Origin of the sequence: Francisella-like endosymbiont (assembly GCF_003069505.1) — a bacterium.
Classification (GTDB): domain Bacteria; phylum Pseudomonadota; class Gammaproteobacteria; order Francisellales; family Francisellaceae; genus Francisella.
Genome location: NZ_QAPC01000005.1, coordinates 88,386 through 101,903, shown reverse-complemented (window position 1 = coordinate 101,903; position 13,518 = coordinate 88,386). Strand labels below are relative to the sequence as shown.

The window sequence follows — 13,518 nt, the reverse complement described above, 5'->3', positions numbered from 1 at the left end:
ATATCAACATATTATTTTTTTATAAATAGAGAACCCAATGAACTTAAATGAATTAAAGTATAAGTCTGTTAATGAGCTAATGGATATAGCTCAAAGTCTAGATCTTGAGTCACTTCGCGCAAGAAAGCAGGAGCTGATCTTTTCAATCTTAAAATATCATGCTGATAAAGGTGAAGACATTTACGGTGAAGGTATTTTAGAAGTTCTCCAAGATGGCTATGGCTTTCTAAGATCTTCCGATAGCTCATACTTCGCATCTCCAGATGATATTTATGTTTCACCTGCTTTTATTAGAAAATTAAATCTGCGTACTGGTGATAGCATCGTAGGTAAAATTCGCCCTCCACGTGAAAATGAGAAATACTTTGCTGTTAAACACATCGATAGTGTTAACTTTGATTCGCCAGAATTAGCTAGAAAGAAAATTTTATTTGAAAATCTAACTCCAGAATATGTCAAAGAAAGACTAACTATGGAAATTGGTAACGGCTCAAATGAAAACATTACCGCTAGAGTTATAGATTTAGCTGCACCATTTGGTAAAGGTCAACGTGGTTTGATTGTGGCACCACCTAAAACTGGTAAAACAATCATGATGCAAAATATTGCCACATCTATTGTCAAAAACCATCCAGAATGTAACCTAATCATGCTACTAATTGATGAACGTCCTGAGGAAGTTACCGAAATGCAACGCTCAGTACGCGGTGAAGTAGTAGCTAGTACCTTTGATGAACCAGCAGCACGCCATGTTCAACTTGCTGAGATTGTAATTGAAAAAGCTAAAAGACTTGTTGAGCACAAACAAGATGTTGTAATCCTACTTGACTCGATCACAAGACTTGCTCGCGCATACAATACGGTATCACCTGCTTCTGGTCGTGTACTATCTGGTGGTGTTGAGGCAAACGCTTTACAAAAGCCAAAAAGATTCTTTGGTGCTGCGCGTAACACCGCTGAAGGTGGTAGCTTGACGATTATCGCTACTGCTCTTGTCGAGACCGGCTCGAAGATGGATGAAGTTATCTTTGAGGAGTTCAAAGGTACAGGTAATATGGAACTTCATCTTGATCGTAAGATTGCTGAGCGTCGTGTCTTCCCTGCTATTAGCTTTGATAGATCTGGTACGCGTAGAGAAGAGTTACTTACTACTCCAGAAGAACTACAAAAACTTTGGGTACTGCGTAAGATTCTTGGTGGTATGGAAGATGTCCAAGCTATGGAATTCTTAACAGAGAAGATGAAAGGATCATTAACTAATGAAGAATTCTTTGAAACTATGAAAAGAGGCGTTATCTAGCTTCTTTTAAATTCCCTGTGATTAATACTTCAATGTAATATTTATAGTTGCTATTACAAATAGCATCTAATTTTAAAAATATTCAATCCTACTATAGATTTTATCAACAATTTAATTATTTTTTAGAAATAGTGATTAAAAACACTATAATCGTTCAACCACTAACCACTTGCTTTTATATAGCTCCACCAACAAATTGTAAAAAGTTATATATAAATTATCTATAATCATTAAAGCTTATAGACTTTAAATATCATAAAGCAAGTATAACTCTAGATAACTCCAAACAAAAACATTATACTTAGAATAAGTAAAAGAGATACGCCAGCTATGAGGGATTATAGTGACATTATTTTTTAGTGCCGTAAAAAAAGAGCGAGCAAGTGGTTTTTTTGTTTCTTTGCAATTTATTTACTTATTGATAAAGATTATGGGATTTCTCTTGATGAGCCGACTCAACGATGGATTGGTGTTGTTAATGTGCAAGATATAAAAGAGAAACTTTTTTCAGCTCAACACAATAATGAAATACCTAAACTCGATAGTCTAAATGATAAAGATTATGGATCAGCATTTGAAATACCCTTAATAATAGCCGAACAAACTATTCACCCTAAGGCTCCTCCGGAGTTATATCAATTAAGACATCTAATGACTTTTTAAATTTATTTTTTAGGTGTATTAGCTATCTACGCCATTACTAAAAGTATTTATTATGATTATCGAGCAGGACTTTTAGCCGCTTTATTTATCATTATATCACCAAGACTTTTTGCTAAATCATTCTATAATAGTAAAGATATCATTTTTATGGCCACAATTGCTATATCTATATATTAGAAATATGTAATTTAAAATGGCTATTAATACTCTCTTTCACATCTAAATATAGCACTAATGTAAGAATAATTGGAGTCATAGTTATCTTTTCGACTGTGCTAGCAATTACTATTAATATAGTCAAAAAGGACCGTTCCATTAAGAATGGAAGTATATCATCGGATACCTCATACTAACGTAGCTATTAGTTACCGCCATGTTCCCATTACTATGGTCTCTCCCTGTTAGTAACTTGCTATATGTTTTTAGTGACATATCACACTTCACTAGATGGCAGGGTTACTCATTCTTTAACGGAAGAGAACTATAGTATAACCAAAGAATACCTTAGTATTACTCAATAATCTGGATAACTATAACAACAACGATAATGTACTCTACTAATGTTTATTGGAGTTAGTACAACAGCTAAGGAGTTTATAAAAAATAGATTTTCATTATGGTCAAATAAAATAGAGATGCATAATTTAATTTATCTAGCATTACTTATCACTCCTATAGTTATGATTATTGTTTTATCTTTGACACTATATAATGGCTGGAGCCAATTATACTTTATTTATCGAGCATTTGTTTTAATAGCTTTAAAAGGCTTTATGTATTTATTTAACAATTTGAAACAAAAGTTAAGAAATTTACTATGTATTGCACTAATCTGCTCCTTTACTTGGAATGCTTATTGGATAGTATAATCGCACCCTCTATCAAATGTATACTTCAATATATTAACAGGAAAGAATTAGAGAAACAGATGGAATGTTGATTACTGGGGTTTATCAGGCGTTACCACCTTGAAATATATATTAGGTCATGACAAAATCGCAACAAAATTTCTATTGGTGCTTCAGGCTTCTGGATAGATAATATTTCTACTTTTATGCTAAGTAATACTAAGTAACAAATAATTAATAAGTAATATATCCATTTCAGATAAACCAGACTATATTATTACGACATATCATCGCCCACAAGCAATCAAAAATGATAAAGATACACTAAGAGAATATAAATTCATTCATGAAATTAAAGTTCATGGAGAAGTAATTACAGGAATATATGAACATTTGTAAAAATTAACAAAATTAGATCTCTTCTTATTTAAGAATAATTATTAATTAAATCTACACAACATTGATTAAGCTTCTTTGCACATTCCTCATTAGCCGCTTCTATATAGCATCTTAATTCTGGAGCATTACCTGAAGGTCTTATATGAACAATATCTTGATTTGCCAGAGTTACTCTAACACCGTCAGTAGTATCTATACTTTCTATACTATTATTGCCATCAAAATGCTCTAATATAACCTTATCCAACAAATCAGATTCACTAGCTAGTATTGATTTCAAAATTTCTTGGCTTTTCTCAGTTGCAAAATCATCTATTTTACTACTTGCCGTATATCGTGGTGGTAAGTCAAATAAAAGCTCTGATATTGTTTTATTAGAGTCAATAGACAACATAATCACAGCAAGCATAGGAATTACAGCATCTCTTGTTGCCAATGCCTTTAACTCTTTCCCATCTCTAGATATATCACTAGTTAACATAAATCCACCATTTGCCTCATAGCCAACTACAGTATTTTGATTATTTGAAAGTAATTCATTCATCGCAGCAATAACGTATGGAGAACCTATTTTAGTTCTAATTACACTATTAAAATAGCCTATCTTTTCAGCCACAGTATTACTACTAACAGGTGTTGCGACAACATTAGCTTGTAAATATTTAGCTGTCAATACACCTAAAATATCACCTTTTAGCCAATTACCAGACTCATCACTCATTAGAGGTCTATCAGCATCACCATCAGTAGAAACTATACTATCAATTTTATACTCACTCGCCCACTGCTTTGCAAGCCTTACATCTTCTTGTCGAATTGCCTCAGTATCAACAGATACAAATCTTTCTGAGAATCCTAATAAGATAACCTTAGCACCTAATTTCTCAAGAATCTCTTTTACTATCTTACGCCCTACAGAAGAATGTTCATAGAGTCCTATAGTTTTACCTGTTAGACAATTTTTAGGAAAAAAGTCTATGTATCGCTCCACATACTGAGAATGTGCTTGCTTACAAACTTTAGGAAACTTTGTTTTTTGTAAGAACATCTCATTTTTACCAAAAATACCTTCACTAAGTATAATAGCTTGACTGACTATAATTTCCTCATCTTCTTTGAGGACTTCACCATAAGGGGTATTAAATTTAATACCATTTCTATCTTCTGGAATATGACTACCTGTAACCATAACCGAAGGAATTTCATTAGATATACCATACAGCATCACCGCCGGCGATGGTATCTCACCACAATATACAGGTTCATAGCCACTATCTATCACTGCTTTAATAACTGCTTTTGTTATTCTAGGGCTACTTTCACGCAAATCATGAGCAATTGCAACTTTAGCACCTTCTGACATAGAGTATTTATGCTCTAAAAACTGAATAAATGCCTTAGTATATAACCAACAAATCTTATCAGTCATAGTTGCTACTAAACCTCTAACTCCACTGGTACCAAACTTTACACCACTAGACGTAATAACATCCTTAATCACTACTTTTTCCACACAAATCTCCCAAGATAAGTTTTGCATATATACAAATACAAATTTATTTTTCCTTATAATAGTTTAAAAGCCGACCTTTAAATATTTCTAGTAGCTTAGTCACATATTTAGTTGAAATACACCAGTAATTAGCTTTAATTCCATTTGACTCAAGTGCTTTTATTGTCTCTTGGTTAATAATTTTTTTACTCTCTAAACTACTCGTACTTAGACCACCTACTAACATCTTTATTATACATTTATCTAAATAAATATACGAAAGTCTATTTACCAATAAAAATCTTACGAATATTTCATAGTCTGCAGCAATCTTAAAATCCAATCGGTATAAACCATACTTATCATAGATATTTTTTTTGACAAAAAGTGTTGGATGTGGTGGCATGATACCAAACTTTAGTTTATTTGGAGAGAATCTCTTAGCAGAATAATAACGAAGAATTCTATTATCTTTATTTACAAACATTAGATCAGCAAAAAGCATATCTTTATCATTGTGCTTAAACTCATCTACAATAATATTTATAATATCAATATCACTATAGCAATCATCACTATTTAAAATTCCAATAATATCTCCAGTAGCTAAACTAATACCCTTATTCATAGCATCATATATGCCATTATCTCGTTCACTAATAATTTTTGATAGTTTAGAGCCATATTTAGCTAAAAGATTTAACGTACCATCATCACTACCACCATCTATTATAATATATTCAATATTTTGATAAGTTTGTGATAATACTGAATTTATAGCATTTTCAATAGTTTCCGCAGAATTATAACAAACTGTAATTATCGATACTTTCAACTATCAACCTTCTAAAATTTTTTTATAAATCTCTAACTGCTTAACTATTATATAATCATTCTGATATTGCTTTGCAGTATTTTTTGAATTTTCACTCATCTGCTTATAATTATCATAATTATATGATTTTTCTATAGTTTTTTGTAAATCTTGTTTAGTAGTTAAAAAACCATTTTGTTCATTTTTGATGAAATCTTTGCGTGTGCCTATATCAAAACCAATAACAGGAACACCAAAACTCATAGCCTCTATTATTGTCAAACCAAACGTTTCATATAACAGAGCTGGTTGGATCAAATATTTTGATTGGAATATAAGCAATAAAGTCTCTTCTCTCGAACACTTTCCCTTAAAGATGATATTTTTTGATGAGTATTTACTAATGTCACTATCAGGACTATCACCTACAACTGTTAGTATAAACTTATCATCTAAAGATCTCCAAGTATCTAAAAGCTCAAATATACCCTTAGATTCTTCAAGTCTACCAACATAAATGTAATTTTGCTGTTCTCTTGAAATATGCTGTTGAGTAATCAAAGGCATACTATTAGGTTTTAAAATAATTTTATCAGCCGGAATTCCAAGCTCTTTAACTTTTTGACTTTGAAAATCAGTCAATACAAAAAAGTAATCAATATTTTTAAACATTTTCAAAAACTTATAAAAACTAAATGCTAACTGAGCTACAAAGCTTTGTAACGTAGATTTTCTATAACATTTATTTTTGATACCAAAAAAAGGCAATTTATTTTTAGTACATAACTCACATGTGCCATAACCATCTTTATAAAATATCCCAGATATACACCATAATCTATAGTTATGGAGTGTATGCACTACTTTAGCTCCAGCTATTTTTGCAGCCTTAAAAATACTTGGTGTTAACAAGGGGAAAAAATTATGCACATGAACTATATCAATACTATTATCTTTGACTATTTTTTTAATATTCCTATAATGTTTACGCGAAAACCATATCCCTAATAATAAACTAAACTTGCTAATATTATCATTAGAAGCTTCATAGGTTAAAACATTATCTTCGCCACGAAGATTTTGTAGAGACTTTAACTCATTTTCATAGACTATATCTTCACCACCAATATTATTCGATTGATATCTATTATGAACAATCAAAATTTTCATAAATAAGCCTCAACTTGCTGAACATCTTTTGTATTTACAGAGAACTTTTCAACTCCCAAAATAAGCTCATAATATTTATTTGAATCAATTTTTTGTATTACTGAAGTTAACTCGTCCACATTCTCTGGGTCTATCCAATATCCATTTATACCATTATTAACAATATCTCTAGCACCACAATTTTGACTGATGATCACAGGTAAACCAAAATAAAATGCTTCTTCAACCACTAATCCCCATGGCTCAACTAGACTAGGCAAAATAAAAACATCGTGACTAAGAAATTCTTCTTTAATTTTTTTATTCTCAATAGCAGGCTTGAATGTAATATTCTTATTAGAAATTTTTTGTAAATATTCTTTTTGCTCACCTACACCAATTATAGTTAGGCTACAGTCTTCTAAACGATTAAATACCTGGACTAATCTTTCTAAGTTTTTAATTGTAGACAATCTTCCCACATAAAGAATTTTTTTATGATACTCTTTAGCCTCTTTATTAAAACTTGGCTTATTAATAATACCAACTCCTTTAGTAATTTTGATATCTCCACTATATCCAAGCCTCATTAGCAATTGTCGATGAAGTGTTCCTGAAGCAAAAACGGTGGAGATTCTTGATAAAAATATTTTTTTTATTATACCTTGCGTACCTGTTGTCTTACTTTCATTAATAGTCGACTCAAGAGCTAAACAATTTTTACTCTTGCGATTCGCAAAAATAAGATACCAAAATTCACGTAAATCCCAGCCACTTACTAATACTTTTTTATATTTTAGGCTTTTTAAAATATTCTTTAAACATCTGATATTTGCTGAATAACTTCTCTCCTGTAGGTTACCAGAGTATAGAACTTTACACTCAAAACAGGCGTTCTCTAAACCAACAAAATCATCGGCCCTTTTTTCATTAGTATTTGCGGCTAAAAAAATAACAAAGATATTTAGTTTCTTTGCCAATTGATTATACAAGTTAACTTTATAAAAAGCTGGAATGTGAGTAACTATGACATAATCATACATAATATTCTATCCTGCCTTTTAGCAAACTTAGACTTATATATAATATAGCAATACAATTAGTAACTCCTAAAGTATCTTCTTAACTTAACTAATATAGAAATAATGTAACTTTTTATTACGGGAATATATGAAAGACCATAAGATTTATTTATTTTAATCTTTTCTTTTAGAATTTTATTTAAGCTTTGAGATGAAATACCATCAAGGTCATATTTAGAAATAGTAATATCTAAATACTTAGATTTTCTACCAAGCTTAAAATATTGCATTGTAAAATCTTGATCACCACATATTCTATATTTAAGATTATACTTTATTGAGCTACTTAATTTATAAAAAGTTGACTGATGACATAACATCATCCCTTGTTCCATATCTTTTAAATCTAAATTAGGCTTATACGTTAAGATTTTATGTCCAATATCAGTATTACCATAAACAATACTTATATCTTGAGTGAATTCTTGACTAAAAACATCTTGTAAAACATCATTAGAATAAAAGCTATCTCCAGCATTCATAAAGTTTAACCATTGACCTTTAGCTAAAGCTATACCTTTATTCATAGCATCATAAATACCTTTGTCTGATTCACTTATGTACTGACTAATATGATTTTGATATTTTTTGATAACATCTAAAGTACCATCTATAGAACCACCATCGATAATAATATATTCAATATTTTGGTATGATTGGTTTAGTACACTTATAATAGTCTCTTCTAAAAGTTCTTTGGCATTATATACAACAGTTACAATCGTTACTAATGGATAATTAGCTTTTTGATTTTGAGTTTGAGAATTTGACAAGGATAACTCCTAAGATATTAATGACTCTTTTTACCAAACTTTTCTCTAAGTTTAAAGCCTATATGCCTAAATATCCTTACATACTCATTATGTCTTCTGATCATGTTATCAGATGTATATTTAACATAAAATTTATACATAAAGATATGCCATAAATCAAAAATATTTCTTCTTGGCTTACCACTAATAATATTATAGAATTCATTCATATAACCACTTAAATCATGGCTTTTGTTAGTTTCATGATGTCTAAAACCTGAAACATTACTATTACATATATGTAAAGTTGCGTGCTTTGCGAACTCATGCCACATGAAAAAGTCACCTGCCAACTTATATTCAGCAAATTTCTTCATATCCATTTTATCTTGTAATGATTTTGTCCAAAAAGTTGACTCTTGTTGTATTGATGGCAAACTAGTCCCATGAATACCTTTCAAAATTCTTTTTCTTGAAGGCACCAAAGGCAACATAGAATTTTCAATAACACCATCTTTATTATACCAAGTATTTTTAGCATTTATCCACTGAGCTTTCTCACCATACATCTTCATTTCAGCGGCTATTGCCTTAAAAGCATTTGGTAAATAAAAATCATCTGAATTTATATATGCAACAATATCACCTGTAACGAGAGAAAGACCTTTTGATAAAGCATCATACATACCCTGATCAGGCTCACATATAAACTTGATATCTAAATTATTACAATATATGTCAAGCTCACCTTTTTCATGCTTATCAGCATACTTCTTGATAATATCACAAGTACTATCTTTTGACTTACCGTCAACAAGAATATACTCAATATCAAAATCACCCCTCTGAGAGATTACACTTAAAATAGTTTCTTCAATATATTTCTCGGAATTATATGATACTGTTACTATAGAAAATTTCATTTTTTTCCCTTTATTAATCTATACTTATTTATAGGATAAGTTAAAAATCTAGCAACCCTGTATGGGAAATCACTATAAAAAGATGTTATTTCCTTATCTCTCTTATGAATTTCATATTCTAGCAACTTTATTTGATTCCTATTTTTAACACTTCCTGAGTTTAGTAAATCAGTGTATGCAACATTATTCTTAACAAGATTCTCATCAAAATAATCAAGCAATACCTTAAGAGTTTCTACAAAGGAAAATATCTGTTCAGTAGTTGTTAATCCTCCTTCATAGAAATAACATATAGGCAAATCTAACTTTAAAAATTTGTGTTTTTTTTCATAACATTTTATAAAAAAATCGTAGTCAGCAGAAAGCCTATACAAAGTATTAAACTCATACATTCTTAATAATTCTGTTTTTGTAAATGCTGCTTGATGTCCAAATGGCATCTTTTTACTAATTGTTTCTATTTTATCAGCTAATTCAACTTTACTATCACCTGTTTCTTCATCAAGAATATACCTTGAACCATAAAAAATATCGATATCTAAATTCACTTTTTTTATTACTAATTCTAGTGTTTTATTACTAAAGAAAGTATCTCCCGCATTCATAAAATTTATCCAAACTCCTGAAGCAAGCCTTATAGCTTTATTCATGGCATCATATATACCATTATCAGGCTCTGAAACAACAATATCTATTTTGTTTTTATACTTAGCTATAATATCTAAAGTCCTATCAGAAGAATTACCATCAATTATTATAAACTCGATACTAGATAAGGAAGACTGCTCAATTACACTTTTTATAGTTCTTTCTATTAAATTCTCAGAATTATATACGACTGTTACAACACTTATTAATTTCTTCATTAAAATCTATACTTTTTTTTCTTTTTTTAAAAAAAATTCTCTCAAAAAATGAACCTAACTTATATACATTAGTACTACGTATTTCTTTTAATTCACTCTTCCTTAACTCTAGAAGTTGTGATTTCACTTTTATTTTAGCTTTTTGATTTTTTAAACCTTCTTGGTATATCCATCCAAATCTGAGACTATCACACAAAAAACTCTCACCAAAACTTCTTAACAAGATATGTAATCTTTCAATCTCTGATCGAAAAGTACTCTTTTCTAAGTCATCACCTATCGTTTCCTTATATATTTTAAATATATTAGAGTTCTCCTTATAACACTTAATTATTAGGTCATAAATAGCTTGCTCAGAATACAAATAATTCAAACCATACCTTTCCACTATCGTTTTTCGAAAAAAAGTTAACTGTACTTGAAGCTCCTCTAGCTCAAGAATACTTATTTCCTCTTTATTACTTTCAAAAGGTAAATTAGAAATAATACTTATATTTTGCAAACTTGATATATTATATAAAATACTCTCTACTAAGTTGCTTCCAACAAAAATATCTCCAGAAAAATGGACATTCAACCATTCTCCACTAGCAATTTCAATAGCTTTTTTTATAGCATCTACCTTATTTGTATTTTCTAAAAACAAAAGACTATCAATTTTATCAACATCATTGTTAATAATATTAAAAGCAGACTCAGCCATACTAATATCTACAACTATATATTCAATCTCATGAAATAATTTCTGAGAAAAAACACTCTTTAAGGTCTTATCAATATTTAGACTATCTTCACATACTATAGTGATTATTGATATTTTCTTCTTCAACATTACAACTCAATAGTAGACTTTATATTTTCTGAAAGCTCAAGCTTGACTCTGGTTTGACTATATTAGCCACCTCAAATTTATACTTATATTTGTCAGAAGCATCAACTAAAACTATATGATTATTTTCTAAATCAATACTTTTTATTACTATGCTCAAAGTATAAAACCCATTATAAACATTACACTTAAAACTATTCTTTATTATATATTTATCGTCTGCTCTAACACTAGGTATCACATTACAATCCCCATGACTTACCCATGGCAATTTTTTACCTGTAACATCCATCATGATACAAGATATTTCAACATTATTAAAATCTTGCTTAAAATCTATTGCAAATTTAAAGAAATATTCTTGAAATGAACTAAGATAACTTTTTTCATTATCATGAGCGTCACATATCATAACATTATGAATTACAATATTAGCATCTTTATAACCTACAAAATTGTCTGGAATATCTCCTATGACTCTTTTCGTAGAAATATTTTTTTGTGCTTCCAAGCCCATATTCAATTTATTTTGGATAGACAAAATTTCTTTATGCTTATCTTCACTAAGTAAAACTCTTCTATAATAATTAGCCACATCTACAGCGGGTCCATCAAAAACTATATTCCTATCATACAAAAAAATCGCTCTATTACAAAATTCTACCATAAGTTCAACACTATGCGACACAAAAACAACTGTCTTATTTTTTTCTAATAGTTTCCTGATTCTAAGAAAGCACTTTTGCTGAAATACTGCATCACCAACAGCCAAAACCTCATCGACAATAAGTATATCTGGCTCTATAGATGTTGCAATACCAAAACCCAACCTTGCTTTCATACCACTACTATAACTCTTGACAGGCTGCTCAATATAAGAGCCAATTTCTGCAAAATCCACTATATCTTTAGTTATACTTGCCCTATCTTCTCCCTTAATTCTATTTAAATCCAAATTAAAGTTTATGTTCTGAGTCCCTGTTAATTCAGGATTCAAAGATCCAGTTACCTCAAGCATAGTATTAATACTACCACTAACAGTAACTCTACCTTTTGAAGGAGTAACAACTCCAGCAATTATCTTTAAAAGGGTTGATTTACCAGCACCATTAAGACCAAATATACCTAAAACATCCCTTTTTTCAATTTCTAAATTTAAGTTTTCTAGAACATAATGCTCATTATAATACTTTTTCTTGAAAGGATTAAAAGCTTCTTTAACCCTATCTCTAGCTCGATTGTAGATCTTATAAAATTTTGATATATTGTCTACCTTAATTGCCAAATTTTTTCTCATTAGATCACATCTCCAAAGTGTGGTGACAATCTCTTAAAAACTATTGCGCCAAAAAATAAAACTACCGAGGCCATAGCAAAAAATAGAAAAGTATTAAAGGTGTGTTGCCAAAACCAAACCTTATTTAGAAAAGTATCTCGAAACCCTTCAATTATATATACCATAGGATTTATATTAAGTATAAACCTATACTTTTCTGAAATTATATATGGCGACCAAAATATAGGAGTAAACCAAAATCCAAACTGAACCACTAGTCCAACTACTTCACTAACATCTTTAATAAATACTCGTATAGCAGATGTGAACCACCCTAAACCAAGAAGTAAAATAATACTACAAAATATGTAGTAAGGTAGTTGTAGCCAATAAATACTAGGATAAAAACCATTAGAAACTACTAATATCATCAAAAACAGTATTAATATTAAATGGACAATTAGACATGAAAGTATACTGACTAAAGGCAAAATATTAACACTAAATGATACTTTCTTAACTAAAAACTCATTAGAAACTATACAACTACAAGCTTTTATTATTGAGTCTGTGAAAAAAAACCAAGGAATCATTCCACACAAAAGATATAATATAAACGGAGGTCCTCCAGTACTTCCTGCATACCTAATACCGAAAGTAAAAACCACCCAAATAACAAAAATAAACATCCCAGGTCTTACAACAGCCCAAATAATACCCAAATAAGAGCCTAAAAACTCTTCTTTAAAACCATGATACGCCAAAGTAAATAACATTTTCCTACTGTTAATTATATGTTTTATAAACCTATAAAACTCTTTAATGTAGACCATAAAAACCCTGTAAAATGATATCTCACGCCAACAAATATAGCATAATCAACAATTAAACTCTATATAATATATAGATATTGCAATGTCCTTAATCAATATTTTTATTTTTCACCATACACAATAATAAACTTAGTCTTTCAAAACCATAGATAAAGTTATATGAGACATAAAAATGCTCTAATTATAGGCTAAATCAATCATCTTTTGGAATAAAAGAGTAAGTAATAAACATAGCATAGTCGTAGAGCTATAAATAAAGCACTAGTATCTGGTATTTAGGTACTTAATGAGT

The 13,518-nt window shown here is 29.8% G+C and carries 12 protein-coding genes; 2 read left to right on the top strand and 10 right to left on the bottom strand.

The genetic code is table 11. The features are described from left to right. Nucleotides 1-37 precede the first annotated feature (37 nt). Entirely contained in the window at nucleotides 38-1,300 is a 1,263-nt protein-coding gene (rho, locus tag C9379_RS07850) for a transcription termination factor Rho (protein WP_143385242.1), read from the top strand. 480 nt (nucleotides 1,301-1,780) lie between these two features. Further along, a complete protein-coding gene (locus C9379_RS07845) occupies nucleotides 1,781-1,963 on the top strand; it encodes a hypothetical protein (protein WP_143385243.1) in 183 nt (60 codons plus the stop codon). Nucleotides 1,964-3,238: 1,275 nt separating this feature from the next. Here the strand turns inward: C9379_RS07845 and C9379_RS07840 are convergent. Genes C9379_RS07840 through C9379_RS07795 form a run of 10 tightly spaced genes read right to left on the bottom strand, consistent with a single transcriptional unit; the run spans nucleotide 3,239 to nucleotide 13,226 of the window. Then, nucleotides 3,239-4,723, bottom strand: a complete 1,485-nt coding sequence (locus C9379_RS07840; protein WP_143385244.1) for a phosphomannomutase — start codon at nucleotides 4,721-4,723, stop codon at nucleotides 3,239-3,241. 43 nt (nucleotides 4,724-4,766) lie between these two features. Beyond that, the gene (locus C9379_RS07835; protein ID WP_143385245.1) at nucleotides 4,767-5,537 is read right to left on the bottom strand and encodes a glycosyltransferase family 2 protein; all 771 of its coding nucleotides are present in this window, start codon (nucleotides 5,535-5,537) and stop codon (nucleotides 4,767-4,769) included. 3 nt (nucleotides 5,538-5,540) lie between these two features. Beyond that, entirely contained in the window at nucleotides 5,541-6,686 is a 1,146-nt protein-coding gene (locus tag C9379_RS07830) for a glycosyltransferase family 4 protein (RefSeq protein WP_143385246.1), read from the bottom strand. Beyond that, nucleotides 6,683-7,708 carry a glycosyltransferase gene (locus C9379_RS07825; RefSeq protein ID WP_143385247.1) on the bottom strand — a complete coding sequence of 342 codons (1,026 nt, stop codon included), beginning with the start codon at nucleotides 7,706-7,708 and terminating at the stop codon, nucleotides 6,683-6,685. Before C9379_RS07825 ends, C9379_RS07830 begins: the two co-directional genes overlap by 4 nt. A 56-nt stretch (nucleotides 7,709-7,764) precedes the next feature. Further along, nucleotides 7,765-8,520 (bottom strand): glycosyltransferase family 2 protein, encoded by a 756-nt coding sequence (locus C9379_RS07820; RefSeq protein ID WP_143385248.1) that lies wholly within the window; start codon nucleotides 8,518-8,520, stop codon nucleotides 7,765-7,767. 17 nt (nucleotides 8,521-8,537) lie between these two features. Beyond that, entirely contained in the window at nucleotides 8,538-9,422 is an 885-nt protein-coding gene (locus C9379_RS07815) for a glycosyltransferase (protein ID WP_143385249.1), read from the bottom strand. Beyond that, nucleotides 9,419-10,288, bottom strand: a complete 870-nt coding sequence (locus tag C9379_RS07810) for a glycosyltransferase family 2 protein (protein WP_143385250.1) — start codon at nucleotides 10,286-10,288, stop codon at nucleotides 9,419-9,421. The genes C9379_RS07815 and C9379_RS07810 overlap by 4 nt, the downstream gene beginning before the upstream one ends. Then, complete coding sequence (locus tag C9379_RS07805; RefSeq protein ID WP_343377579.1) at nucleotides 10,251-11,120, bottom strand: glycosyltransferase family protein; 870 nt, start codon at nucleotides 11,118-11,120, stop codon at nucleotides 10,251-10,253. Before C9379_RS07805 ends, C9379_RS07810 begins: the two co-directional genes overlap by 38 nt. A 19-nt stretch (nucleotides 11,121-11,139) precedes the next feature. Beyond that, complete coding sequence (locus C9379_RS07800) at nucleotides 11,140-12,414, bottom strand: ABC transporter ATP-binding protein (RefSeq protein ID WP_143385252.1); 1,275 nt, start codon at nucleotides 12,412-12,414, stop codon at nucleotides 11,140-11,142. After that, complete coding sequence (locus C9379_RS07795; protein ID WP_143385253.1) at nucleotides 12,414-13,226, bottom strand: ABC transporter permease; 813 nt, start codon at nucleotides 13,224-13,226, stop codon at nucleotides 12,414-12,416. The genes C9379_RS07800 and C9379_RS07795 overlap by 1 nt, the downstream gene beginning before the upstream one ends. Nucleotides 13,227-13,518 lie beyond the last annotated feature (292 nt).